General features: G+C 67.1%; 21 protein-coding genes and 2 pseudogenes. 10 read left to right on the top strand and 13 right to left on the bottom strand.

The window, feature by feature from the left end; all coding sequences use genetic code 11:
* Positions 1-1,169 precede the first annotated feature (1,169 nt).
* The 7 genes from OG990_RS16090 to OG990_RS16120 form a co-directional block, all read right to left on the bottom strand.
* Complete coding sequence (locus tag OG990_RS16090; RefSeq protein WP_406081249.1) at positions 1,170-2,642, bottom strand: NAD-dependent succinate-semialdehyde dehydrogenase; 1,473 nt, start codon at positions 2,640-2,642, stop codon at positions 1,170-1,172.
* Positions 2,643-2,653: 11 nt separating this feature from the next.
* Complete coding sequence (locus OG990_RS16095; RefSeq protein WP_406081250.1) at positions 2,654-4,060, bottom strand: NAD(P)/FAD-dependent oxidoreductase; 1,407 nt, start codon at positions 4,058-4,060, stop codon at positions 2,654-2,656.
* A gap of 88 nt (positions 4,061-4,148) precedes the next feature.
* Positions 4,149-5,603: a PLP-dependent aminotransferase family protein gene (locus OG990_RS16100; RefSeq protein ID WP_406081252.1), complete on the bottom strand. Its 1,455-nt coding sequence runs from the start codon at positions 5,601-5,603 to the stop codon at positions 4,149-4,151.
* A gap of 160 nt (positions 5,604-5,763) precedes the next feature.
* Complete coding sequence (locus OG990_RS16105) at positions 5,764-7,008, bottom strand: MFS transporter (RefSeq protein WP_406081253.1); 1,245 nt, start codon at positions 7,006-7,008, stop codon at positions 5,764-5,766.
* Positions 7,009-7,175: 167 nt separating this feature from the next.
* Positions 7,176-7,706, bottom strand: a complete 531-nt coding sequence (locus tag OG990_RS16110) for a cupin domain-containing protein (protein WP_406081254.1) — start codon at positions 7,704-7,706, stop codon at positions 7,176-7,178.
* Between the two features lie 782 nt (positions 7,707-8,488).
* Positions 8,489-8,854, bottom strand: coding sequence for a transposase (locus tag OG990_RS16115; RefSeq protein ID WP_406081255.1), 366 nt, complete (start codon positions 8,852-8,854; stop codon positions 8,489-8,491).
* Positions 8,855-9,171: 317 nt separating this feature from the next.
* Positions 9,172-9,699 carry a hypothetical protein gene (locus OG990_RS16120; protein ID WP_406081256.1) on the bottom strand — a complete coding sequence of 176 codons (528 nt, stop codon included), beginning with the start codon at positions 9,697-9,699 and terminating at the stop codon, positions 9,172-9,174.
* Between the two features lie 887 nt (positions 9,700-10,586).
* Here OG990_RS16120 and OG990_RS16125 point away from each other — a divergent pair.
* From OG990_RS16125 to OG990_RS16135, 3 genes are all read left to right on the top strand, one after another.
* Entirely contained in the window at positions 10,587-11,030 is a 444-nt protein-coding gene (locus OG990_RS16125) for a hypothetical protein (RefSeq protein ID WP_406081258.1), read from the top strand.
* A 206-nt stretch (positions 11,031-11,236) separates the two neighbouring features.
* Positions 11,237-11,485 (top strand): hypothetical protein, encoded by a 249-nt coding sequence (locus tag OG990_RS16130; RefSeq protein ID WP_406081259.1) that lies wholly within the window; start codon positions 11,237-11,239, stop codon positions 11,483-11,485.
* A gap of 12 nt (positions 11,486-11,497) precedes the next feature.
* Positions 11,498-12,301 carry an integrase core domain-containing protein gene (locus OG990_RS16135; protein WP_406081769.1) on the top strand — a complete coding sequence of 268 codons (804 nt, stop codon included), beginning with the start codon at positions 11,498-11,500 and terminating at the stop codon, positions 12,299-12,301.
* 301 nt (positions 12,302-12,602) lie between these two features.
* On the opposite strand, the gene OG990_RS16140 is transcribed toward OG990_RS16135, so the two are convergent.
* Positions 12,603-15,017: a toll/interleukin-1 receptor domain-containing protein gene (locus OG990_RS16140; RefSeq protein ID WP_406081260.1), complete on the bottom strand. Its 2,415-nt coding sequence runs from the start codon at positions 15,015-15,017 to the stop codon at positions 12,603-12,605.
* Positions 15,010-15,618 (bottom strand): hypothetical protein, encoded by a 609-nt coding sequence (locus OG990_RS16145; RefSeq protein WP_406081262.1) that lies wholly within the window; start codon positions 15,616-15,618, stop codon positions 15,010-15,012. Before OG990_RS16145 ends, OG990_RS16140 begins: the two co-directional genes overlap by 8 nt.
* Before the next feature lie 283 nt (positions 15,619-15,901).
* Here OG990_RS16145 and OG990_RS16150 point away from each other — a divergent pair, with 283 nt between their 5' ends.
* The gene (locus tag OG990_RS16150; protein WP_406081770.1) at positions 15,902-16,588 is read left to right on the top strand and encodes an IS6 family transposase; all 687 of its coding nucleotides are present in this window, start codon (positions 15,902-15,904) and stop codon (positions 16,586-16,588) included.
* Between the two features lie 333 nt (positions 16,589-16,921).
* On the opposite strand, the gene OG990_RS16155 is transcribed toward OG990_RS16150, so the two are convergent.
* Positions 16,922-18,106, bottom strand: coding sequence for a hypothetical protein (locus OG990_RS16155; RefSeq protein WP_406081263.1), 1,185 nt, complete (start codon positions 18,104-18,106; stop codon positions 16,922-16,924).
* A 301-nt stretch (positions 18,107-18,407) separates the two neighbouring features.
* Here OG990_RS16155 and OG990_RS16160 point away from each other — a divergent pair.
* The 3 genes and pseudogenes from OG990_RS16160 to OG990_RS16170 form a co-directional block, all read left to right on the top strand.
* Positions 18,408-19,124, top strand: a pseudogene (locus tag OG990_RS16160) (GNAT family N-acetyltransferase).
* A gap of 236 nt (positions 19,125-19,360) precedes the next feature.
* Positions 19,361-20,281, top strand: coding sequence for a hypothetical protein (locus OG990_RS16165; RefSeq protein ID WP_406081265.1), 921 nt, complete (start codon positions 19,361-19,363; stop codon positions 20,279-20,281).
* Between the two features lie 207 nt (positions 20,282-20,488).
* Positions 20,489-20,581 (top strand): annotated as a pseudogene (locus tag OG990_RS16170) (hypothetical protein); the annotation flags it as partial.
* Positions 20,582-21,016: 435 nt separating this feature from the next.
* Here OG990_RS16170 and OG990_RS16175 read toward each other — a convergent pair.
* On the bottom strand, positions 21,017-21,691 hold the full coding sequence (locus tag OG990_RS16175) for an NUDIX domain-containing protein (protein ID WP_406081771.1): 675 nt from the start codon (positions 21,689-21,691) through the stop codon (positions 21,017-21,019).
* On the bottom strand, positions 21,691-22,080 hold the full coding sequence (locus tag OG990_RS16180) for a DUF4406 domain-containing protein (RefSeq protein WP_406081267.1): 390 nt from the start codon (positions 22,078-22,080) through the stop codon (positions 21,691-21,693). Before OG990_RS16180 ends, OG990_RS16175 begins: the two co-directional genes overlap by 1 nt.
* Between OG990_RS16180 and OG990_RS16185 the strand changes: the two genes are divergently transcribed.
* Entirely contained in the window at positions 22,052-22,888 is an 837-nt protein-coding gene (locus OG990_RS16185; protein WP_406081268.1) for a DeoR/GlpR family DNA-binding transcription regulator, read from the top strand. The two genes, OG990_RS16180 and OG990_RS16185, sit on opposite strands and share 29 nt — an antisense overlap.
* Positions 22,889-23,369: 481 nt before the next feature.
* Here OG990_RS16185 and OG990_RS16190 read toward each other — a convergent pair whose 3' ends face one another.
* Positions 23,370-24,104 (bottom strand): Stf0 family sulfotransferase, encoded by a 735-nt coding sequence (locus tag OG990_RS16190; RefSeq protein WP_406081269.1) that lies wholly within the window; start codon positions 24,102-24,104, stop codon positions 23,370-23,372.
* A 450-nt stretch (positions 24,105-24,554) separates the two neighbouring features.
* Here OG990_RS16190 and OG990_RS16195 point away from each other — a divergent pair, with 450 nt between their 5' ends.
* Both OG990_RS16195 and OG990_RS16200 read left to right on the top strand, forming a co-directional pair.
* Positions 24,555-24,914 carry a hypothetical protein gene (locus tag OG990_RS16195; RefSeq protein WP_406081270.1) on the top strand — a complete coding sequence of 120 codons (360 nt, stop codon included), beginning with the start codon at positions 24,555-24,557 and terminating at the stop codon, positions 24,912-24,914.
* A 408-nt stretch (positions 24,915-25,322) separates the two neighbouring features.
* A complete protein-coding gene (locus tag OG990_RS16200; RefSeq protein WP_406081271.1) occupies positions 25,323-25,481 on the top strand; it encodes a hypothetical protein in 159 nt (52 codons plus the stop codon).
* Positions 25,482-25,904 lie beyond the last annotated feature (423 nt).

The following is a 25,904-nucleotide window of genomic DNA, read 5'->3' on the forward strand; positions in this document are numbered from 1 at the left end:
GAAGGAAAGGCGCAGCGCCGGTTCAGCGGCGGCATCTTGGACGATCTCCACGACCCAGCAGTCCAGACTCGACGAGTGGGGGATCACCACCGTGGGCGCCACGTTCCCGATCTTGCTTCTCCCCTACCAGCCCGAGACCCCACCGGGCCCACGCCCAACTCTGCTCGGAAGGTCGCTGGGTACGGCCGGTCGGCTCACTCGGCGCCCTGCTCCCAAACTGCTCCCAAAGTAAGGGGCGATAGCAGAAAAGCTCGTTACCGGCGACTCCGGCAACGAGCTTTCCACCTGCGGGTATTGATGGTGGGCGATGCTGGTATCGAACCAGCGACCTCTTCGGTGTGAACCGGGACGCCGCACCCCCTCTGACCAGGCGAAACCTGCAACCCCAGGTAGGGGCCAGCGCCGTTCAGAGCAGTTCAACGCGGTTGAGTGCGGTTGCACGCCGTTCAGCGCATCCCGCTGCTCCCAATTCGCTCCCCCATCACCCGGCCGGGGCCAGCACTCGGGGGGGCTCGACAGGGCGGGCCGACGTTCAGCCCGTGGGCAGGTCGACCGGTGGGCGAATCTCCGTGACGGTGCAATGGCGCCGGCCGAGCTGGACTCGTACATCCCAACGGTGTCGCCGACCACCAGGTGCCGCCACCGCGCCGGGGTCAGCGGGGCCAGCCGTATCCCGCCGCTACCGCCCGACGGGATCTCCGGCGCGTACTCGACCCACACTCGGGCCGCGTGCAGACCGGTGCCATCGCCGAGGTCCCACATCGGACGGAGCTGGCCCTGACCCGACAACGCCAGCCGCCGGCCGCCGCGCTCCGGCGAAAAGAGTTCCAAATCAGCGCGGATGACTCCGTGCTCGGCCTCCTGTCGCCGCCAGTGGCACCAGAGCACCGAACGGTCCAGCCATAGCAGCGAGGCGACCTCCGCCTACAGCTTCCAGAACAGGCACGGGACGGGACAGTCCTCACCGAGTTCCTGCAGCAGGTCGAGAGCGAGCTCCCATTCCCCTTACCGCAGGTACTCCCGGACGTCCACAGCGGTCACGCCGTTCTCGGCTCTGGCCCCCTCGGGCAGGCTCGCCTCAGCACGGGTAAGCAACGCGTGAACGGGCACGGATTACGATATCCGGTCGAGGTGGGAGCCCATCGCCCCGCCACTTCCGGCCAGGGGCGTCATCCCCTGACCGGGATGGCGACGTATTTGTACTCGAGGAACTCCTCGATCCCGACCCGTCCCCCCTCCCGTCCCAGTCCCGACTGCTTGACGCCCCCGAAGGGTGCCGCCGGGGTCGAGACGAGCCCGGTGTTGAGTCCCACCATCCCCACGTCGAGCCGTTCGCACAGGCGCAGCGCGCGGTCGATATCCCGGGTAAACACGTATCCGACCAGGCCCCAGTCCGTGGCGTTGGCAGTCCGGACGATCTCGGCCTCGTCGTCGAAAGCGACGATCGGTGCCACCGGTCCGAAAATCTCCGTCTTCAGCATTTCGCTCGACAGGTCCACTTCGGTCAGCACGGTGGGAGAGTAGAAGTAGCCAGGGCCCTCAATCGCCGTGCCGCCGGTCAGCACGCGGGCGCCACGTGAGACTGCGTCGTTGACGAGCGCGCTGATCTTGCGCCGGCTGGCCTCGTCGATGAGCGGGCCAACGTCGGTGTCATCAGCCGTGCCGGCTCCGACGCGTAGGGATCTCATGCGAGCCGCCAGCCGCCATCCAAACTCGTCTGCGATTCTTCTATGTACGAACAGGCGGTTGGCTGCCGTGCACGCCTCACCCATGTTGCGCATCTTGGCCGTCATCGCACCCTCGACGGCCAGGTCCAAATCGGCGTCCGGGAAGACGATGAACGGTGCGTTGCCACCGAGCTCCATCGACGTACGGACCACGGCCTCCGCGCACTGGGCGAGGAGGACCCGACCGACCTGCGTCGAGCCCGTGAACGACAGTTTGCGGATCTGGCCGCTGCGCAGCAGCGGCGCGACCACATCGCCGGGCCGCGAGGTGGTGATGACCTGAAGGACACCGTCGGGCAGTCCCGCCTCCTGCAGGATCCGTGCCAGAGCCAGACTGGACAGTGGGGTCTGGGGTGCCGGCTTGAGCACCATGGTGCACCCGGCCGCGATCGCCGGGCCGATCTTGCGGGTGCCCATCGCGAGTGGGAAGTTCCAGGGCGTTATGAGCAGGCACGGCCCTACCGGCTGGCGCATGACCAGGATGCGATTGCGCCCGTCGGGTGTCCTGGAAAACCCTCCGTCAACGCGGACCGCCTCCTCAGAGAACCACCGGAAGAACTCGGCCGCGTAGGCGACCTCACCGCGCGCCTCGGCAAGCGGCTTGCCCATCTCGAGGGTCATGAGGAGCGCCAGATCCTCGGTCCGGCTGAGGATGATCTCGTATGCGCGACGGAGAATGTCGCTGCGCTCCCGCGCGGGGGTGTCCGCCCAGCCGTCTTGGGCCTCGAACGCCGCGTCGAGGGCCTGCCTACCGTCCTCGACGTCGGCATCGGCGATCTCGCAGAGCACGGTCCCGGTGGCGGGGTCGTCCACGGCCAAAGTCCGCCTCGTGGCACCCGCAACCCAACGGCCACCGATCAGCAGGTGCTTGGGTACCGACGCGATCAGCTCGTCGGCGGAAAGGGTCGTTGGCATGTGTCTTCCTCTCAGCTGACCCGGCCAGAGACGACATCCGCGCAGCGGGCGATAGCCGATGTGCGGTGGCCACCCCTGCTCTCGTGCCGGTCAGCGAGCCGGTATGCGACGTACAGGGTTCGGACGCCCAGCCAACGCAGCGGCTCGGGCTCCCAGGACCGCACCCGGTCGTGGACCCACGGCAGCCGGGTCAAATCGGTGTCGTGGCGAAGAACGAGATCGCGGAGCGTGCGGGCGGCGAGGTTCGCGCTGGTCACGCCGTGCCCGACGTACCCGCCGGCCCAGCCGAGCCCGGTTTCCTGGTCGACGTGGACGGTGGCGCACCAGTCCCGCGGCACGCCTAGAACCCCGGACCATGTGTGGGCGACCTGCGCGGCGGCGGCTGCCGGGAACAGTCGCGCGAGCTGATCACGCAGCGATCGCACGGTCGTGTGGTGTGTCTGGCCGTTGTGATCCCACCGGGAGCCGAACCGGTACGGGACTCCGCGGCCCCCGATCGCGATGCGCCCGTCGGGGGTGCGCTGCAGGTAGCAGTATGCATGGGCCTCGTCGCCGAGCAACTCGGCCCCGGACCAACCAATCTCGGACCAGACGCTGTCCGGCAGTGGTTCGGTGACAATCAGGCTGCTGTTCATCGGCAGCCACGTCCGCTGGTGCCCCTTCATGGCGGCGGTGAACCCTTCGGTGGCGCGCAGGACGTAGGACGCCCGCACCCTTCCGTGCGGGGTCACGGCCAGATGAGGCCGGATCTCGGTCACCTCGGTACGTTCGAAGATCTGTACCCCGAGGCGCTCGACGACGTCGGCCAGACCACGAACGAGCTTCGCCGGCTGGATCCGGGCGCAGTGCGGAGTGAACGCCGCGGAGCGGGCCCCGGCCACTCGTACCCGCTCGTCGGTTTCCGCCCGGGACAGCAGCACTAGGTCCTCTGCACCCCAGCCCCACTCGCGCCAGCGGCTGACGCGCTCTGCCAGGCGCGCGTGCTGCGCGTCGTTGGTCGCGACGTGCAGCAGCCCGTCCTTGACGACATCGGCGTCAATGCCCTCCGCAGCGGCGCGGGCGATCACCTCCTCGACGGCGTCGAACATCGCGTGCTGCATGGCCACCGCGGCTTGGCGCCCCTGTCGTTTCGCCCAGCGCGTGACCTGCCCGGCCGGTTCTGCGCTCAGCCAGCCGCCGTTGCGCCCGGACGCCCCGAACCCGGAGAACTCCTTCTCGAGAACGGCGAGGCGGAGGTCCGGGCAAGCACGCTTGAGGTAGTAGGCGGTCCACAGCCCGGTCAGCCCCGCCCCGACGATGCACACGTCGACGTCGACGTCACCGCCGAGCCTGGGTCGGGACCTCGGCAGGCCCGCCTCCTGGTACCAGTACGAGACGTCCCCGTTGGCGTATGGCAACCCGACCCTCTTGGCAGTCATCGATGCATTCCCAACTTTAAAGATCGAAGGTGGTTTTGTCAGGCGCGGCCGCGCGCACCGACCGTTGATGCCTGGACTGACAAGGCGCTCAGCTAATGAACGTCTGCCGCGCGGCAGCGAGCCGTTCGATTCCGAGCCGGAGCCTCGGCGGAGTCGCGGCGAAGGAAACCCGGAGCCGGTCGCCGTAGCCACCGTCGTAGGCGAACATGTCCCCGGGGATCACACTGACGCCGTGCCGCAGGGCCACGGACGCGAACTCGGCGGCGTTGGCCCGCGGAAGCTGCACCCACAACGCCAGCCCGCCGGAACAGGAAGCGACCTGCCAGTCGGGGATGAGCTGACGCAAGTTACCCACCGCCAGGTCGTGCGCGGCGCTGACCTGCGCGCGGCGGTCCCGCTCGAGCTCAGCGCCGCGGCTAGCGAGCGCGTGCGCGGCGACCTCCTGCAGTAGCACCGGTGAGCCGAGGTCGATCGCGCCCTTGAGCCGGGTCAGGTTCCGGATGACGGGGATGTCGGCTCGCAGCCACCCGAGCCGCAGGCCGCCCCACAGCAGCTTGCTCAGCGAACCGACGACGACCGACTGGCCGGGCCGGCAGTGCTGGGCGAGGTACCCGGGGTCCGGTTCGTCGCCCAGCAGCAGCTGCTGTTGAGCGGCGTCCTCCATGAGCAGAACGTTCGCCCGTCGGCATGCCGCCGCGATCTCCCGCCGGCGCCCGGTGGGCAGGGTGCGTCCCGACGGATTGCTGCACGTGGCAGACAAGAGCAGGAAGCGCGGCTGATGCTCGCGGGTCAGCCGCTCGATGTCATCGGGGCGGGGCCCGACGACATCGTTCGGTACGTGCACCACACGAGCGCCGAGGGAACGCAGCGCCTCCAAAGCCCCCGCGTACAGCGGTGTCTCCGCGAGCACCGTGTCCCCGGTCGACAGCCACGCGGACGCCGCCAGAAAGATCGCCTGTTGGGCGCCGGCGGTAATCAGGATCTGGCCCGGCTCGGTCGGCAGGCCGCGCTCGGATACCTGCGCCGCGACCGCGGCGCGCAGCGCCGGCAGCCCCGCCGGGAGGTAGCCGTGGGCCCCGGCCCACGTCTGCGGAGCGTCCCGGACGACCCTCGTCCACGACTCCCACAGCGCCGGGTGGGGGTCGAGCCCCGCCGCAGCCAGGTTGACCACCCCGTCATCGGCGCCGTCCGGCTGCCGGAACACCGGCATCATGCCGAGGACGTTGGTCCAGCTGAGCCCGTCGAAAGGCGCCGAGGGGTCACGGACGACCGTGCCGCTCCCGCGGCGCGCTTCGACGAAGCCCTCCCGAGACAGGATCTGCAGCGCCGCGGCCAGCGTGCTGCGGCTGACGGAAAGGGCCTGCGCCAACTCCCGTTGCGGCGGCACCGGGGTGTGCGCCCGCAGGTCGCCCTGCTGGATGGCCAACCGGATCCGTTCGGCGAGCTGCCGGTACAGCTCACCCGTGCCGCCCTGCCAGCGGCCGAGCAAGGTGGCGAACTCGTGCGCTGTCACCCGCCGCGGGTGCCGTGAGGTCGCCGCCATGCTCGTCACCCCCTTCGTGAGGCCTCGTACGCCCAGGGCGGGGCTGCCGATGCTTCGGTGCTGGCCCCGCGACCCAGTGTCCGCGGCGCCGCGCGTCGCCGGCCAACCGCCCGGCGTCGTGGCGTCCCCAACCGTGACCAACGATCGCAAGGCCGGCATATCAGGACGCGGCCGTTCCCGCCGGCGTCAGGGTCGGGACGGCCGCGCCAGCGCGACTTGGCGCCCTGACCGCGATCATCAGTATCGACGCGGTGAACAGCGCCCCGGCCAGGAACAGGAACGCGGCCCCCTGGCCGAAGTCGCCGGTCAGCCACCCGATCACATAGGTGCCAGCAAACGAACCGACCGCACCGCAGCTGTTAATGAGCGCGGTCGCCGCACCTGCCACGTTGCGCGGCAGCATCTCCGTGATTGCGGCGAAATACGTTCCATAGGGCGCATACATCAGACCGCATGCCAGCGACAGCGACAGGAACGAGACCGCGAAGTGGTCCTCGCCAACCTGGTACGACACGTAGAACAGTACCGCGCTGGCCAGCAGGACCGGCCACACGAACCGACCACGGGATGCACTCGACCGGTCCGACCAACGGCTGTTGAGCACCATGAAAATGACGGCCAGCAGGTACGGGAAGGCGCTCAGCAGACCCGTGTTCCCGATGCCTTCCTTGGAGCCGGCCTTGATGATCGTCGGCAGCCAGAACACGAGCCCGTAGATGCCGATCGTCCAGCAGGCGTACTGGACGCAAAGGATGAGCACCCGGGGCTGGCGGAACGCCTGCGCGTACCCGGCCACCTTCGGCAGGGCCGCCTGCTCACGCTCCAGGTCAGCCTCGAGCGCGACCGTCTCACCCTTGGACATCCACGCGGCCCGGCTCGGCATGTCCTGGACGAGCTTGCGGAATACGAACGCGAACAGGATCGCCGGCACGCCCTCGATGACGAACATGGCCCGCCAACTCGTGACCTCGATCAGGTACCCCGTCACTGCGGACATCCACATCACCGTGACCGGGCTGCCGAGGATCAGGAGTGTGTTGGCGCGGCCGCGCTCACGAGCACGGAACCAGCGGGTCAGCAGGATGATCAGCGCCGGGAACACCGCCGCCTCGGTCACGCCGAGCAGGAAGCGCGTGACTATGAGGGCGGTCGGGGAAGACACGAACCCCTGAAGCGAGGAGAACAGGCCCCACAGGATCAGGCACCAGAAGGTGACGCTGACGGCGCTGCGCCGCTCCGCGAAGTGGGCGGCTGGAATCTGGAAGAGGAAGTAGCCGGCGAAGAAGCTGGCCGCGACGAGGCTGGAGATGCTCGCCGTGATGCCGAGATCCTCCGCGAGCCCCCCGGCCGTGGCGAACGAGTAGTTCGCCCGGTCGACGAAGGCGAGGCTGTAGGTGATGAACACGATTGGCATGAGACGGGACCATCGGAGCGAACCCGACTCGCGTTGAACTGCACTCATGTGAACTCCCGATGACCTTACAATCTGGCACGTCCTGGAGGTTGATCAGAGTGACACCACCCCCGCCCGCGGCAGCGGCGGTGGTGTCACCCCTGGTGCTGCGCGGTTGCTCAGACGTGGTCGGTCGGCCATCCCTTTACCTGGCAGACCTCAGGTTCGTCGGTCAGGTTCATGAGCCGCTCAAAGTACTCGTAGTCCAGCTCGAGCACGTCCAGGGTCTTGGGGTGCTGCCGACGGAGGAACACGCTCTGACCCGGCTTGGTCAGCAGTACGACAAAAGCCCGGAATCCCTCGTCCCCGGACTGAGGGATGTGGGTAGAACCCACGCCCTCGATGATGGTCGTCCCCTCCACCAGGGACTCACGCGAGTCGTACCACCAGGCACCAGAAATCGTGTACGCGATGACGCGGCACTTGTGCTCGTGGATGGGGAATTGGGTGTTCGGCGCCATGTCGTACAGGAAGATGATCTCGCCGTTCTCCCGGTCAACGGAGACGACCTTGATGAACGACCCTGTGTAGCCCAGGTCGCGCATCTCAACCCAGGGCTTGTCATCGAAGTAGACCACCGAGTCGTCGTCGCCCTGAATTACCGGCCAAGGCACTCCCGCGACAAGCCGGGCATCCTGCGCATTCATCATTTCCGTCCTACCTCTCATTGGCTCCGGAAGGGTTGAACGGGATATTGGTCCGTGCACAACAGGCCAATCAACGACTCATTGGCTTGCCGATGGGTCAGTGGGTGGACACCAGCCCTCGCCGAAGATCGCCAAGACCGGTAGATGGGGCAGCTGCTGCGCGGACACGACCTCGCTGGGACGTCCGACGAGGTGGCCGGGGATGAACGTCGCGCCGGGGCGGAGGAGGGCGACGAAGAATGGGTGGTTTGTGCCCCCCGCCATCGCCCGGCCGCCCGGCTGACCCTCAGGGGCCCTGAGGGCTGCCATCCGCCGGTCCGCCGGGGCTGCCGCAGTATCGGCAGTTCACGACCTAGAATTCCGGGCTACGAGCCCACAGCCCGGCAGCCATGCCGCCGGCTTGGCGCTGGCACACCACCGTCCAGTACCTCACCGGCGGCACCTATGTCCTCACATGACCCGCGACCTGTCCGTCGGCCGAGTTCCCTTCGAGTGCGCCGAAGAGGTCAGCAGCGCCAAAGCCCTGGTCGGCGCGTTGCCGGTGGGAACGCCGTCCCACTTCGCAGGACTCGTCATGACGTCCGCCGACCTGCCTCCAGAGCTACAAGTCGATACGACACCCTCGCCACTGACTGCCCGGTGGCCCGTCGGCGCCATCGGCGCGAGCCGACCACGAACCAGCAGCGACCTGACCACTTCGACCTTCAGAAAGTGGTCTTCGGAGCGTCGCTAGTCCACGCAGACGCGCACCAGCAAGCCTGTACCGCTCGAATAGTCGGTCAGAGCTACGCCACCTGGGAGTATTCGTTGATCAGCCCGTTGAGGATCTTCCTACGGCGCACTCGTGTGGCCGTCAGGTCGGCGACCGGTCGTGGCGGTACGTTGGTGGCGTTGGGCGGTTGTTGGCCCCGGGCTTGGTGCGGCCGGTGGTCGTTGTAGTGAGCCACGTACTCCCCGAGGGTGGCGAGGAGGTGCCGCCTGTTGTAGATCAGCATCCGGTCGAGGCACTCACGGCGGACCGTGCGGACCCACCGCTCCGCGTACGCGTTCGCCCGCGGCGCCCGAGGCGGGGTTCGCAGGATCTCGATCCCCTCGGTGGTGAAGACCTCGTCGAACGGCGCGGTGTACTTGCTGTCACGGTCCCGGATCAAGAACCTGAACCGGGCGACTCTGCCGCCGAGGTCCATCAACAGGTTCCGGGCCTGCTGAGTGACCCTGTGGGGCTCGAATATTCGGCCATGGCCCTGACCTGCAGCGTCATAGGACCAAGATCTCCGAGCCGCGCTGTTTGAGCGAACGCTCAAGGAATTTGAGCCCTCGCTCAAACAGCGCCGGTCGAAGGTAGCTCGTCCGCGAAGAACTGCAGGTCAGGGCCCGCAACCGAGTATTCGAGCCCCACAGGTCGCCGTTGGTCACCATCGGTCCACCCTTGACGGCCTGGTGACGGCCTGGGCGGGCGGGCCGCTCATCACTGCCGTGGCTCTCCGGTGAAGAAGTCGGTGAGATCGCCCAATGGCGTACCGGGCGGGGCCAAAGCGGCCGAGAAGAGCAACCACATACCGCGCGGCGGACTGAAAAGCGCCTCCATCATGCTATTTCCGCCCATGTGAGCCGGCTGCCAGCCGTGCTTCCTCATGATTGTCAAAGCCAACCGGATTTGTCGCCGAGCCGGTGGGCTTAGGGTGACGCCGTCTGGGGGTTTCGAGGTGGAAGCAAAAAGGACGCTATGGACGGTATTGGGAAGTTTGGCACCGGTGAGGATGCCGTCTCCGTAGAGATGGTGTCGAAGCGCTTGGCACATGAGCTCGCCGGCGCGCATCATGATCGGGTAGTCGTCGCCCACTTGGTCGTACAACTGCTTACCCAGCAGCCACGATTGAAGATCCGCCGCCTCATCGAGGTCTTCATTTGGCCACTCCTTGCGTATCGACTCGGGGTCCGACCAGTCGATGTTAGGGCGGTCGTCTTCCTGCTGCGGCTCCTTCTTCCGGAACACCCTGGCCTCCTCAATGAATCACATCATGTGCCCACACGTACAACGCGGCAGCTCACCGGCGAGCCGCCAAAAAAGGTGCCGCCGTCTTCGAATGGATGTCGTTCGCCGTGTCGGCCATGCGAGCGCCCACCGGCCTTGAGTCCAACGAGTGCTGCAGCGCCACCGACGTCCGGCGGCGAAGACCAACTCATGTCAACAGCATGGTGGCGCACAACAGCGACGGACATTGGACGGCCGGCCACGATGGTGTCTAAAACCAGACAGCTGTTTGAGGTCCCCAAGGTAGAGGCCTGCGTCGTTCGCAACAGCCTCGGATCCCTCGCTTGTAAGTTCTGGGCAGCCTTCCGACCGCGTCCATCCCAGGCCGGCCTGCCCCCGTCCGACCCGCTAGCAGCACATGATGGTGCGCCGTCGTCTGTCCTCGTTGCTACAGCCGCTGCTACATCCGGCATTCGCCCGACCAGCGGATTAAGAGGCACATGCCAAGTAATGGCCGCATCCGGGCAGCCTCGGTTGATGTGACCGCCGGGTCGCTCGCAAGTGTGGCTGCTCGGCACGCTGACGCCATCCTTGTATGCGTCGTCGCTGTCTCACCCGAGGGTTGCCTGCGGCCCACACATTCGGCCGATGATGTCCAGGGCGTAGACGCCGTAACGTCACCCAAGAGAGATGGAGGTGTCGGCGTGGTGGTATGTCAGTGCGGGAACTGCGGCATTCCCGCCATCGGGCGATGCGCTAATCCCCGTTGCTCAATCGCTGGTGGAGCTCCGTACTGCATGTCTCATGGCCCAATTCCAAGCGGCTGGTGTGCACTGTGCACTTGGGCGCAGAAGGCCGCTCGGCAGGCGCACTCCGACAAGGTAGACGCGCTGCGCTCAAGAGTGCGGATGATCGCTTCCGAGTTGAATGCGGCCGGGGTCCGGAGGAACGAACGCTACTTTGCGCCAATGACGACCCAGAAGACCTTATTCGGACGGCTCAAGGACGTCCGAGACCCAGCACGCGATCTCTTCGGCTGGTACGTCGGCGACTACCTCTGGGTGTTCCCTAACCGCGAGACGTCTTGGTCGATCGGCAAGAGCATCGGTCGCCTCCGGACGGTTGTCTGTCTCCGAGGTGACGTGCTGCCCGTCGGACATGGACCCGAGGCCAAGGACTGCAGCCTTTATGCCAAGGGCCTCTATCTTGGTTTTTCGGCGTTCGCCACTTCTGAGGAAGAGCCCGATCCGGTCGACCTTTGGCAACAGATCATTGACCGGTTGCACGCAGTGGCTCGGTCATCGGGGGTAACGCTCTCTACGGGGGCCTCGCCGACCGTCGATGGGCTTTGAGGGTGCGACAAGCAATTGGAGCAAGGCTTGCTCTGACGACGCATCAGGGCGATCAGGCCTGACGGGAAGTCTCCGCTCCTCCTGAGCCTGATAGCTCGATTACAAGCTGTGTGCAGCACATCCTGTCGGGCTCGTAAACTCGGTTCGGGCTGTGACGTGCGGTTTTGTACGAGGTCTGCCCGGCGGCAGCGAGGACGATCTAAACCATGACCGCTTCGCTGGTGTACCTGCTCCTGCGTCAGATTCTGCAGATGCTCACCCAACTCGCCCGCGACGGCGGCGCTAAAGACGTCGAACTGCTCGTGTTGCGCCATCAGGTCGCGGTCCTGCGCCGACAGATCCACCGCCCCGACCTGCAGCCCGCCGACCGGGTGGTGCTGGCGGCGCTGTCGCGGCTGCTGCCCCGACCGCAGTGGTCGGCGTTCTTCGTCACCCCGGCAACGTTGTTGCGCTGACATCGGCAGCTCATCGCCCGGCACTGGACCTATCCGCACGCACGCCCCGGCCGACCACCCATCGACCGGGAACTCCGCGACCTGGTGCTACGCCTGGCAACGGACAACACGACCTGGGGCCATCGCCGAATACAGGGCGAATTGGCTCGCCTGGGCTACCAGATCGCAGCAAGCACGGTCTGGAAGATCCTGCACCAGGCCGGCGTCGGCCCGGCACCCCACCGGACCGGACCCACCTGGCAGCAGTTCCTCACCGCCCAGGCCCACACGATCCTGGCCTGCGACTTCTTCACCGTCGACACCGTGCTGCTCAAACGAATCTACGTGCTCTTCTTTATCGAACTCGCCACCCGCCAGGTCCACGTCGTCGGTGTCACCGCGCACCCGACCGGTAGCTGGGTGGCGCAGCAAGCACGGAACCTGCTGATGGGCCTCGACCAGCGGGCAGACGGGCTGCAGTTCCTGCTGCGTGACCGTGATGCGAAGTTCACGGCCGCGTTCGACACGGTCTTTACCGCGGCGGGTATCGACGTACTCCGCACACCTCCGCAAGCCCCGATGGCGAACGCCTTCGCAGAGCGCTGGGTCGGCACGGTACGACGCGAGTGCACCGACCGGATGCTCATCCTCGGCGAACGGCACCTGACGAAGGTCCTGACCGAGTACACCGAGCACTACAACGGCCACCGGCCACACCGATCACTCGGCCAACGACCGCCCAACCCGCCACCGCAGGTCGTCGACCTCACCGCCGCCCGGGTCCAACGACGCCCGATCCTCGGCGGACTGATCAACGAATACTCGCAGGCAGCGTAGCCAAACTGGATTTACGAGCCCCACAGGGAAAGGTGCTGCAGTGGGAGTACGAGACCGAGCGGGAAGCCATGCTCATGGTTGATCGCCTTCTGCGCGCCGACACCGCCGGCCAGTGGCGCGAGCAGGATTCTAGGGCATCCCGAGCGTCCGGCGGCGGGAGTAGCACCCGCAGCGGCACCCCGGCCCAAACGTGTCCAGAATGACCATTGTTGGCCGGTTGATTTAAGGGGATGACTGCGCCGAGGAGTTGGCTCGCCCTGAGTCTCGTCAAGCCGAGATGCGAGGCGCCTCCTGGGCGTGGCTATGGAGCCGGCGGACAGATGACCTGTGCCAATCGTTTGATCGCCTCGTCCCAGCCAAGCGCCGCGATGTCCAGGCATTGCAGCGTGTCGAGGGTTTGCCCACCGCCGATGGAGAAGCTCGGCACGCTGATCGGTTGCAGCAGTACTGGCAGGAACCAGATCATGTCCGGCCGGCGCAGCCGCAGCTGTTCGATTGCAACGAGGACTTCATCGTTCATAAACGTCTTCGTGCGCGTTAAGTACGCGGCGGAAAAGCAGGCGACGAAGAAATCACCTTCGTTGATTTCCTTGCGGATCACGGACGCCCATCGTTGGCCAGGCAGTAGATGTGTGCGGTCGAGCCAGACTTCGACGCCCGCGCTGCGAAGCGCCGCGGCGATGCGGTCAACGTCTGCGGAGTCCTCCCTGACGTATGAAATGAAGACGCGCTTGCGGCTCATGGTCGGACGTTCTTCCTTCTGATGTGAGGTGACGCGTGGATCAAGCGCTGGGGGGAGCTGGCCGGTGCGTGCGGTCGGCCGCCGGGTCCGGGTGAGGAACTCATCGAGCGGAAGCTCGGCGAGCAGTTGCTGACACATGTTGCGGACCGCCTCGGCATCGAAGTTGCTGTCGCCGTGCTCCCCGACGACCAGTCGTTGGTGGAGGTGGGTGGTCGCCTCGAAGCCATCGACGAGCAGCGGCAGAAGCTCCGAGTGCCCGGTTTCCAGCAGGCCGAGGTTTCGCAGCATGGGGTCCTGTGGGAGGAAGAAGGTGTTCCATAGACAGGTGGCAAGCGCTACCCGGGCGACGAATCCGTGCTCTCTATGGGCGAGAGCCGGGGTCGTGAGGGTCGCAAGCCAACGCCACACGTCGGATGGCAACCGGCGCGCCCGTTGGGCGGCGGCGAGGAGCGCACGGACGGCTTCGGCGGCCTCCGCGTGTCGGCGCGCGGCGACCAGGTCGATCAGCGCCTGCTCGACCGCCCGGACCGAGGCGCGGTCCGGCGGGGCGACCGGCGGCGGTTCGGGCGTCGGGATCGCCACCGATGGCAGGCTGGCCCATCCTCGTGCGCCAGTCATGACCCGCTGGGTGACCTCTCGGGCGACGGGGTCGCGGTGACTTCGCTGCCGTACGGCCTTGACGATCTCCTCGGTGCCAGTCGGGTCGATCCCCATGCAGCTGGCCGCGTACTGGACGAACTCTTGCGCGAACCGGTGGGTTGGGATGACGTCCGCCTGCCACGCCGTGTTGGTGGCCGCCATGATCTCCAGCCATCGGTGCACGGGGTCCTCGGCGACCTGGGGTGAGTCCGGCGCGCAGCGGTTCACTGTGCCGGCCTCTATCAAATGGTCTGCTACCTGCAGTGGCGTCGGCTCGACGAGCGCCCGGTCGTCGAGCCATCGAGGACTGGTGTGCCGTCGCTGCGCGCCAGGTGTCCGGAAAGACACGCTGAGCACTGGCTCGATTTCACCCACGTCGATGTCAATGTAGGCGGCGATGTGGACTCCGCCGCGCTGCAGCTGGTCCAGCCCCGCGATGCCGATGGGCGCCGTTACCACGGCCTCGCCCCTTGCCGAGATGGCCAGTTCCCGCACGTGCATCGGCAGGCCGGTCGGCGATGCCAGCCTGCGCCGCTCCGTGAGCCGGTCGGTTGACAAATCGTAGTCGTGGATGACTAGCCCGCCGGTCCGACTGTCGACCGTCATCACGGTCATGTCGCCTGCGTCGAGGCGAGGATTGAACGCGACGGCGCCAGAGCGCACCGGCAACGGCACCACCGTCCCGTCGTCCGTGCGAACAAGCAGGTTACGACCCTGGCTCCAGTCACACAGGTGGATCCAGCGGCCATCCGGGGAATACGTCAGCTCGACGAAGTCCAGCCGGACGGCAGCGGGAAAGCCAACGACAAGCCGACGACTGCCGACCCCGAGCTCGTACTCCCAAAGCAGGTACTTCGCCATGCCCGAGTCGTCCGCGAGGCGACCGAGCCGCTCCTCCATTACACACACCCGCGAGCCGTCGTCGCTCCAGGCCACCGCATGCGCAGCGGACACAGGGACCAGCATCTGTGTGTCGGCGCTGCCGAACCGCTGCAGGTACAGCTGATGGTGCAGATGCGGGGTGCTCGGGTACGGCGAGCCGGCCTCGAACAACAGATGCAGGGCCTGCCAACGGATCCAGTCCGTGCCTGAGGGTAGGCCGAACGCCTCAGCAGTCTGCGCACGGGAGAACGCCCACGCGCCAGCCCGCTGGTGCGCTACGCCCATGCGATCCACGTAGTCGGGGTGCGACAGCACCGCTCCGCGCTCGTCGACCACGACTGACGGTGCGCGATGGCCGCGTTCCTCAGCCACACGGAAGAAGACCTGCAGCGCCTCGTAGTCGCTTATGTCCCCGCTCGTCATGACCGACTCGCCGATCGCCAGCCTACCCATGATCCGCCTCGTCCCCGTCGCGGAAGATCTGCCCCATCGTCGGGTTCCGCCAGAATGTCCGGCTCACGTTGATATCCGGCGCGATCTGGCCGAGCCGGGTCAGCGCGGTGAGGTACCGCGACGGGTCAATCCCGGCATCCTGGCACGCCGTTGAGATGGTCCGCAGCCGATGCGTCACCTCCTGCACCGAAGCCGCCACCGGCGCGGTCGGCCGCTCGGCCCGTATCGAGGCGAGCGTGTCGAGGTAAGCGTCAGTGATCTGCCCGTCGACATCGGATGGTCGCCGTCTGCTCATTTCGTTGACGACATGATGGGTGTGCAGCAGGTCAATGGCCTTCTGGAAGAAGAACAACGCGGCGGCCTGGTCACCCGCCCGCAGCCGCTGGACGCCTCCCGCGGCGATAGTCTCGGGCGAGCCGTAGTGCCGGCTAACGAGCCGCTGGTAGCGCTCCTCGCCTTCCTGCAACCACCTGCCGTCGTCTACTCCGGGGCGAACGCCGGGGCTCTGGCCACCTGCTCCCCTGGCTCGGCTCCAAACGAAATAGAACAGGGCGCACATGACAGTGACCGCCAGCACGAGGCAGAACCCGGTCGACTCCATGACGGCTCATCACATCCTGCAATATCAGGATCAACGGTGGGTACAAACATTCGAGCCTGCCGCGACGCCCGCCGGTACCCCCGAATGGGTGCCGATCGATCGCCGTCCTGGGTGCCCACCCGCCTCCACGTACATGGCACGCTGCCTCACGGCGGAGTCCTCCGACCCACCGCTGCGAGATGAGGACCTGTTCTACGGGCAACTATCGGCACCGTTGCATTGAGCGTTGGCAAGATCGAGGCAGGCTTGAGCAGTGAAGTCACTGACCAGCTCTCGGCCGTCGCTGCCTCCAAAGTCCGCGTTCGCCGGGTTCCGGTTCCCGCCGGAGGTGATCGTGGTCGCGGTCCGCTGGTATCTGCGGTTCAACCTGTCGTATCGGGACGTTGAGGAACTGCTGGTCGAACGTGGGGTGGAGTTCGATCACGTTACGGTCTACCGGTGGGTGCAGCGGTTCACGCCGCTGCTGGCCGATGCCGCCCGATTCAGCCGCCACTCACCAGGCGATAGGTGGTTCGCCGACGAGACGTACGTCAAGGTCAATGGGGTGTGGCGGTACGTGTATCGGGCGGTCGACCAGCACGGGCAGGTCATAGACGTGCTGGTCTCGGCCCGCCGTGATGCCGGCGCGGCGCGGCGGTTCTTCCGACGCGCGCTGTCGGCGTTGAAGGTGACGCCCAGCGAAGTCGTCACGGACGCCGCGGTCTACCCCGGCGTGCTGGATGAGCTGGTCCCGTCGGCGTGGCACCACGTCGAGCAGTACGCCAACAATCCGATCGAGGCTGATCACAGCCAGCTGAAACACCGGTTGAGACCGATGCGCGGTCTACGAACCGACAAGACAGCACAAGTGATCATCGCCGGCCACGCGTTCATGCAGAACCTCCGACGCGGACACTACGAACTCGCTGCCGACGCCCCGCCGGTAACACGGGTGTCTGTGGCGTTCGCCGCCCTCGCCCTGGCGATCTGACCTCGGACCGACACGGGTTCAACGCGTCGTCGATCCCACGACGCAACGGCGCCTCGGCGGCAGCTGAGGGTGCAGCCGGGTAGCCATCAGCGGTCGACCCGGCGTGGTCCGCTGGTGGTCCACGCCTCAAGGTCAGGTCAAGCCGAGGTCCGACGCCGGCACGGGACCGACTCGGTCTCCAGCCTGACCCAAATCGGAACGCATAACCATCCGCTCAACGACGCGATTGCGTGGACGACTGACCGGTAGGGGTTCGCCGTCGCCGGCTCACCAACGCGCGACTTCCGATTTCGGCGCAACGGCCGAATCATGCTTGTCGAGGAGAACGGGAAATCATTGCAGCGTGTCGATCAATTCGCGAAGCTTGTCGTCGGTTGCAGCATCCGTGCTGGCGTGCGCCATCGTTCCGTCGGAGGCGACGAAACCAACCGCGGTTGGCTTGGTCTGCCCGGCTTCGATACCGGTTGCCTGGCTGATCTGGTATCCGGCCGCACCCTTGATGTCCACGCCAACCGGCACGGGGAACGGGCCTGCCGCCTTCGACGCCTCCTCGGCCAAGGACGCGGCGTCGGCCGGGTTGAGCAGGCTGCCCTTCCAATCCGCAGGCGGTACTGCGACGAGCATGCCGATCACCCGCGGTCGGACGCCGCCCTGCGTCAACGGTAGGAGCCGGGCCACCATCTTTCGGATGCCCGTCGCGTCTCCGACGACGATCACCAACGGCGGCGGATAGTCAGCCGATGCCAGCTCGCCGCCGCCCACCCGCGGCAGGCGGAAGTCCTCGATCCTCGGACCAGACCCGTCTTGCCCGCCAGCGAGTAGCTCAGTGGAGAACGTGCCAACGTCCACAGTGTGAACGAAATCGACGTCGCTAGCCGCAATGGACAGTGTGGCTCCGTCGTCCTTGAGTAGGAGGCCTGTCGCCTGATCCAGCGACATCTCGTGCGGCTCGGGCATCCCGCCCTCGTCAGTCGAGCCGGCGCACGCATAGCGGACGGCGATGTGCCCGAGTAGGGTGTGCGTCCCCAAGCGGCGGGCATCCGGGCACGCCCGCCGGAAATGCTGCGAGCCCTCCCGAAGGACGTAGACCGGCCGCTGGCCGGCGTCCGGGTCGTCGACCCGGGTGTACGCCGGCTCGCCATTCGGGTTGTAGTCGAGCAGGACCTGGCCGTCCCAGACCGTCCAACTGCCGTCCGTCCTCTTCTCCCAATCCGTCTCCGGTTCCCCAAAGTAGTTAATGCGGGTACGCCGATCGCCGTCGGCGATCACCTCGTACTCCTGACGGAACTCCTGTCCGTCCTGCCTCATGATCATGGTGTAGCGCCCGCGAATCACGTCAAGCGTCTGCTTGACGACCCCGGTCGAAGTTCCCGCCGGCGGAGCCTGCCGCACCGGCCGCCCACAGCTGCTGATTGCCAGCACCACTACGACCCAACCGCCGATGACCGGCCACCACGCGCGCTGCGCAGGCCGGCGAGATTCCCGGGTTGTTGACTTGGGAGGTCGCGGGTCGTCCATGGCAGGACTTCCTAACGTCGTCGATGCCGGACGTTGTCGATGCCGGCCGAAACGCCTTCCCCGCCAGCGTGGCGGGTGCCACCTGCTTCGGAGGGCTGCCCCCGCTCCCAGCGTTCTCCCCGAACGCGCCGCCGTCAATTGGCTGATAGTTGTCATCGATTCGACCGCCGGCCCCGCCAAGAACCATCTCGCAGCGGCCTCTGGCCACGGATTCGAAGCCGGGCACGGTGCATGACCAGGTACTCGGTCGGCGACATGACGTGCCTGCGGCCATCGATCTCGTCTAGGGTGAGGCGGTCGAGTGCCGTCCACCCGGTGCTGGCTCTGCGACGGGCGGCGCTGCTTTGGAACTGCCTGCCCGCTGGCAAGATCGGGGCCATGGCGAGCGAGACGTCTCGGTAAGGAGGCGGCGATCGGTCACGGTCATGAGCTGAGGACGGAGCGGCTGCGGCTGCGGCGTTGGCGGGAGGCCGACCGGGCACCGTTCGCGCAAATGAACGCCGACCCCGAGGTCATGGAACACTTTCCCGCACCGCTCACCCGCCGCGTCAGTGATTTGCTGGTCGACCGTATCGAGGCCGACTTCGAGTAGCATGGGTTCGGGCTGTGGGCCATCGAGGTGGTTACGACCGGGCAGTTCGTCGGGTTCACCGGCCTGTCGGTGCCCGGGTTCGAGGCTCACTTCACACCCGCGGTGGAGATTGGCTGGCGGCTTGCGCGACCGGCCTGGGGCCAGGGGTATGCGACGGAGGCAGCCCGAGCGGCGATCGACTACGGGTTCACCCGCGCGGCGCTTCCGATGATCGTCTCTTTCACGGCCGCTACCAATGCTAGGTCCCGGGCGGTCATGGAGCGGCTCGGCATGACCCGCGACTCGGCCGACGACTTCGACCACCCCGGCGTGCCGCCGGGCCATCGGCTCCGCCGGCACGTCCTGTACCGAATCTCTCCTGGCTGGCAGCAGACGGCGGCTGTCCTGAGCAACGCACTCATTCCGCAGATGAGGACGTCGAGATAAGGACACCGCCAGGCGGACCAGCGAAAGGCCACGGATGTTGACCCCTTCGGGGCTGCCGAAGAGGTCACCACGACGGATGCGATGGTTGGTTATGGCGTTGCGGGTGGGATCCGGGCCTCAGCTGACGGGACCCGCTACCGGCTCGGCACGACGGGCAAGACGGGCCTTGTCGGTAAATGGCGCCGCACCGCAGACTCGCCTCCGGTGCGTCTGGGGCCTATGGCACAGTCCTGAGTGTGCAGCTGGACGAGTTGCCGGACTGGTTACCGGCTTGGTGTCGTGACCATCTGGGAGGCGAACCCGCCGGCGTGCTGTTCCAGTCGCATCAGGTCTCGATGGTGTTCGGTCTGCGGTTGGCCGGTGGCCGGGACGTCGTGGTCAAGGCGCGCGCCGACGACGGCCGGGCCGCTTCGTGTGTCGCGGCGCAGGCCCGGTTGGCCGAGCGCGGGTTTGCATGTGCCCGGCCGCTCACGCCGGTGGTCGGTGTCGGTGCGCTGGCCGTGCACGCCGAGGAATTCCGGCCCGGCGGCGAAGTACTGCGGGGGGACTCGCTGGACATAGCCAGGCGCTGCGCTGAGGTGTTCGCCCGGCTGATGGCCGAGCTTTCCGGCGTGACCGTCGCGCCGCCGCTGCCGAGTCCGCCCTGGGTCCGCTGGGACCACACCGATTCTGGGGTGTGGCCGACGATCGACTTTCTTGACAGCCGGGACCAGGGTGCGGTGTCCGAGCACATTGTCCAGACGGCTGAGCGGGCCCGGGGGCGCCTGCTGGCCGCCGGCTTGCCGTGCGTGCTCGGCCACGCCGACTTCGAGGCGCAGAACCTGCGGTGGCGGGGTAGGCGGGTGTGGGCGGTGCACGACTGGGACAGCCTGGCGTGGCAGCCGGAGGCGGCGCTGGTGGGAGCGGCGAGCGGGTCTTTCGCCAGTGCCGGGCCGCCCATGCTGGCGCCGATCGATAGCTCCGAGGCGTTCCTGTTGGCCTATCAAGACATTCGAGGGCGCCTGTTCTCGGCCGTGGAACTGGAGATCGCGTGGGCGGCCAGCCTGTGGATGGCTGCGTACAACGCCCGGGAAATGGCACTGTGCGGGGGCACCCCGGCAGGTGGTGATGCACTGCGGGCACAGGCGGCCGAACGCCTCCACCGGGCCAATGCGTAACATCAGCACACAAACTCAGCGAGCGCCTGCCCCCGCCGTAACGTCGGGGCACATCCGCCCTTCGAGATCATCACCGCCGCCAATACCCTCCTCGACGACCTCGGCCAAGCCCACGACACAATCAAATCGTCCAAACCAGTTGCGCACCAATCTGAGTCAACTCGGGATCCAAGATCATCAGAGTCCGGAGAAGTCGGCGCGCCGGATATCCCGCCAGCGTGGCCGGAGCAGCTCGCTCCCGACGGCCGGCTCGTCGTACCGCTGCGTCTGCGCAACCTCACCCGCGCAGTCGTCTTCGAACGCAACGGCCACCACCTGACCGGTCGCGGGTACGGCGTCTGCGGGTTCGTGCCGATGCAGGGCGCAGGCCAGTGGCGAGAGCGCCTGCAGCTGCTGGCGGGCGAGCAGGTGGGGCTTCGGTTCGACCGAGCCGTCCACATCGACGTGGAACCGCTGAGGCAGGCGTTGACCCAGCGCGGGGTCGAGGTCTGGACAGGCGTGACCGTCGGCGAACAGGAGCCCTTCGACGATCTCGACCTCTACCTGATGACCGCCCTGCCGTCGTTCTGCATGCTGGCCGCCCAGAAACCTGCAGTCGACAGCGGACTGGTCAACGCGCCGTGGATGGTCGCCACCCCCGCCGTGGTCGACGGCGCAAGCTTCGCATACCGAATGCGGCCCCGATCCACCGACGACACCCCGCACCCGAGGCAGGCCGACCGGGGGGCGGCGGTGTCAGCCGGTGCCTGCTGCGGGGGCGAAGGGTCCGTCCAGGGCAGCCCATTGCAGGAGCAGGATCGTTTTGCCGTCGGCGATGCGTCCGTCACGGACCATGGCGAGCGCCTCTGTGAAGGGCAGTTCGAGCACTTCGATGTCCTCGCCGTCCTCGTCAAGACCGCCGCCGGTTCCGGTGCGGTCGGCCGGGGTGTAGGGGGCGGCGTAGAAGTGCAGGCGCTCGGTGACCGAACCGGGGCTCATATAGGCGTCGAGGACGTGGGCGATCGGGCCGAGCGTGACGCCGAGCTCCTCGGCGGCCTCGCGCCGGATGGCGGCGAGCGGGTCGTCGCCGTCGAGCAGTCCGGCGGCGGCCTCGACGAGCATGCCGTCCCGGTGGTCGTTGACGTAGGCCGGGTAGCGGAACTGACGGGTGAGCAGCACACGGCCGCGCTCGGCGTCGTACGGCAGGACGACCGCGCCGTTGCCGCGGTCGTACGTCTCGCGCTGCTGGGTTTCCCAGCGTCCGTGGCGGCGGCGGTAGTCGAAGGTGGTGCGGCGCAGGATGTGCCAGCCCTGGGAGGTGAGCTCCACGTCGCGGACCACGATGTCGGCGTTGCGGTCCAGGTCGCGTCCGGCCCGGTCGAGGCCGGTGCGGCCGCGGTGGTCGGGGATGTCGATGCCGGGGCGGGCCATCACGCGGCCCTGCCTTCCTGCGGAGTGCGGCGCGGGATCTCGGCCGCGTCGTGGTAGACGGGCAGGCCGCGGCGGCGGGCCGTGGCGACGTCCTGGTCGGCTCCGGTGGAGTCACCGGGGAGCCGGAGCACGGCGTCGCAGTGGGTGAGCAGGCGCTCGGCGGTCGGGTAGAGCACCTGGTCGGCGAGGGGGTCCGTGGGGCCCGCGCCGGCCGAGCGCAGGACGGGCAGGGCCACCCACTCCCCGATCATGGGCACGTGGCCGGCGGCGAAGACCGGCCACGCTGCCGCTTCGAGGCGGCCGAGGTTGGCGGCCATGGCCCGCGGGTCGCCGTCGGTGCCGGAGCGGTAGGGCCCGGCGATGAGGATGAGCATCGGCTTGTCGGTCATGACGCGCTACGATACATGCAGAAACGTGCAAGAACATGAAGGAGTGTGGATGCTGGCCGCTCAACGGCGTGCTCACCTGCTGGACCTGCTCGCCCGGCAGGGCAAGATCGTCGCCAAGGACGTCGCCGCAGACCTGGGCATCTCCGAGGACAGCGTGCGCCGCGACCTGCGCGACCTTGCCGCCGAGGGACTGTGCCAGCGTGTCTACGGCGGGGCATTGCCCGTCTCCCCGGCCGTGGCGGACTACGCCGCCCGGAAGACGGTCACCCCCGCCGGCAAGCAGAAGGTCGCCGCGGCGGCCGCCGCGCTGGTGCGGCCGGGCAGCGCCCTGATCCTGGACGGCGGCACCACCGCCCTCGCTGTAGCTCATGCCCTTCCGCCGGACCTGGACTGCACCGTGATCACCCACAGCCCGACCGTCACGGCCGCGCTGCTGGAGCATCCGCAGGCCGAGGTTTTCCTGCTCGGCGGCCGCATCTTCAAGCACTCCGCGGTTGCCTGCGGCGCGGCCGCGGTCGAGGCCGCTCAGAACATCTCCGCCGACCTTTGCCTGTTGGGCGTCACCGGCGTCCACCCAGACGCGGGGCTTACCACCGGCGACGCTGAAGAGGCCGCGATGAAGCGCACCCTGGCCGCGCGGGCCGCGGACACCTACATCCTCGCCTCGTCCGAGAAGATCGGCACAGCATCACGGTTCCGCGTCCTGCCCTGGGAAGACATCAGCGGACTGATCACCGACGCCGACCCCCACCACGCAGTCGTCGAGTGGCTCACGGCGCGCGGCGTGGAAGTCCTGGCAGCCGGCTGAAACTATCGGGCCGAACAGCATGGGATCGCAGGAGATTCAAGGCACCAGCCCGCCACCGTGGTTCAGCCATCCACAGGAATCGACAATTGCTCTGCGCAAGCGCCTGCACCAGCTGTAGCTGACCGCCACGCCAGCCCCGGCGACGAGCCCTGGTTCGCGGCCAGGGCTGGCCATCCCCCGAGGTGAAGCTGATGCACGAGCACCTAGACGCCGCCGTGTGCCAGGCTCATGAGCGCACCGTAGCGGCTGATGCTGGCCCGAAGCACCGCTAGCCGTGTCAGCTGTTGAAGCGGAAATGAGAGCGGCTGTCCCACCACCAGCGGGAACGGCCCGCGACGCCTGCTCACACGGCGTCTGCGGCTGTCATGGTTCCTCGCTGGTTGACGACGTTTCACGGCGTCTTGTGCCCCGGATGACTCTCCGACCCCATTCCGCCGTCGCCCGGACTGCTAGCGGGAGACGCTCGGGTAGAACAGACGGTTCAGCGAGACTTAAATCTCGTTATCCAGTCTGCGTTGAGTTGATCGGCCTGTCGACGGTGCCCGACCACCAGTTGCCGATCCGGCGGAACATTCAGACCGAGATAGTCGAGCACCTTTTGTGCAGTGCGGGGCGGATCTGCCGCCAACTCCTCATACGTCACCTCGCAAGGCACGATGCTGTGAGAGGCGAACCAGACTGTCCAGTCCGCCTCGGATCTCTCGATCGTGGCGACAAGCCGACCAATCAGCTCTTCGTCGTAATGAGGATCCTGACCTCCGGGCGCGATGGCTTCGCCCGGATGCCAGAAATGGGTTTGCAGTGACTTTGCCCACGACACCGCCTGGGCCACGACGTCGCGTCGACGCAGGTGAACGAATCCGAGTTGACCCAACTGGGCGCTCAATAGGTCTACATCCGTCACCGCTGGTATAGATGCGGCGGCGGCAAGGCCACTTATCAGTTCCGGCAGCGTATCTGCCATGATCCTCCCGCCAAAGACACCGTTCGAAGTCTTGCCGGCGGTTAGCGCCGCTCGAACGAACGCTTCGTCGATCCGTCCATCACGCGGTCGTGCTATACGCCAGTCGTCGGCGTACTCATTCAAACTCTTGCGATTGAAGTAGGAGGCTGGGTGGCCGGCAACCCCGGACGAGTCCAGCAGACCGCACAGCAAGGTACTTCCCGAGCGGGGCGTCGCGCAGATCAGGTACGAGTCAAAACCTGGGCGTGTCACAGAGGAAGACCGTAACCAAGCGTTGACCTGGGACCAACCGAATTCCCGCACGTCGGTGGGCGAGTGAAGACGGCTCTCCGGCGCCGCCTGACCGGCTCGATGGGATGAGGAAATCGAACAGCTGGCAACGGTCGATTGGGCGTCAGTTACGTATGGCTGCGCCAGCTGGCCGGCGAGCTTCCCGGAGGTCAGCGTGGGCCACGGCCAACTGCTCACGGATCTCGGTGAGTTCGCGGGTGAGGCCGTCCTCACCGTTCGCACGTACGGCGACACGGCCGACAAGCCTAGAGGCCACGATTAGTGCGCAACCTCCCGACCGGAACCCCAGGTCAACGCCCTACGACCCGCCGAAAACCGACCCAGTGATAAGAGTCAGGTTCTAACCAGCTCAACTCGAAGGCCGGCCGCTGGCCCACATCCAGGTCCGCCGCTACCGCAAAGGGTTCGGGCGTGCCGACCTCGCCGGCGCCCGACCGCCCCGCCGTTCGTTCTTTCCTGGCGCTGGCACTGGCGTTCGCCGCCGCGGCCGTCGGCGTGCTCGGCGGGATGATCGGCCTCGGCGGCGCCGAGTTCCCTCTGCCCCTGCTGATCATGCTGTTCGGGTTCGCCGCTCTGCAGGCCGTGATCCTCAACAAGGCCCTCAGCCTGGTCGTGGTCCTCACCGCCCTACCCGCCCGGCCGTGCTGGCGCTTGTCAGCGTGCCGCCGTCCGGCGGCGTTGCTGTCAGCGTTGCTGTCGACAGCCGTTCCGCCGCGACCCAGGCCGACCTCCACCGTGGGAGTCGTCGTGGTCCGGTCCCCACGCACGTAGGTCGTCGCGCAGGTGAGCCGAATGCGGATGTGCAACGATGATCGGCATGTCGACTCCACGAAAGGGCAATGCCGCGTAGGCGCCCCGCACAACTGCGTGCCCACTCCATCTACCGGCGACCGCTTGACGGATCAACCTCTGTCATCCCCGGGCTCTCGGTCCGGGGATTGAGAGCCATCGCCTACCTCGAACGCACCCGCCTCTGGAACCAGGCCGTCACTGATGCACTGCGGACCTGGTCATGGTTCGTGCGCCACCCATGGCATCGCTTGTGGGACCCCACCTCCGGCTGTGGGGTGATGGAGTGCTGTCCGAATCCGCCCGAGCTGCGCTGGATCCTGGACGTCGCCGTTGTGGTCCTGCCTCCGAAGGATGCCCGAACCCTCCGCAAGCAGATCGCAGCCCTCGATGAGCAGTGGTGACACGCCCCAAGGGAATCTCGTCGGCTCGGGCGCGTCCGATCCGTCGTTCATGACCCCCGTCGGGGGGATGCGGACCGAAGCTGTCGAGCGCTGCCGGCTGTTGGTGTCCCGCGCCGGGGAGCAGGTGCAGGCCGTCATCGTTTGATGTTTGGCACCGGCCCAGATCGAGGCTCGCGCTGCTTCCTCGCTGCCTCAGTGCTGCCTGACGCCTCGCCTACAAGCCCTGATTACGGCGGGCCTGGTGCGGCGCTTCCGTAGGAGGAGGCCGCGCCCTCGTTCGAGCTATCGGCTGCCGTACCAGTACCGCGCCGGCTGCCCCGCCTTGTTCTGCTGCTTGCCTTAGCGATTTGCCGGGCGGCACGCTTGGCCTGCCGCAACTGCTCCTCCCGGCCCAAGGCCCGGGATACCCGCCGGTGCCTGGCCAACATTGCCACGCCGACGAGCACCACCGAGACGAACACAACCACAATGCCCCATGCCAAGCGGTGGCCATCCATACCCGCACAGTAAGGGAGACGGGCAATCTAGTATCCGGCGTACAGGTCGACTCGTCCGTCGCCCACCAGCT

It is taken from the genome of Micromonospora sp. NBC_00858 (assembly GCF_045207365.1).
In the GTDB taxonomy this organism is placed as follows: Bacteria; Actinomycetota; Actinomycetes; order Mycobacteriales; family Micromonosporaceae; genus Micromonospora.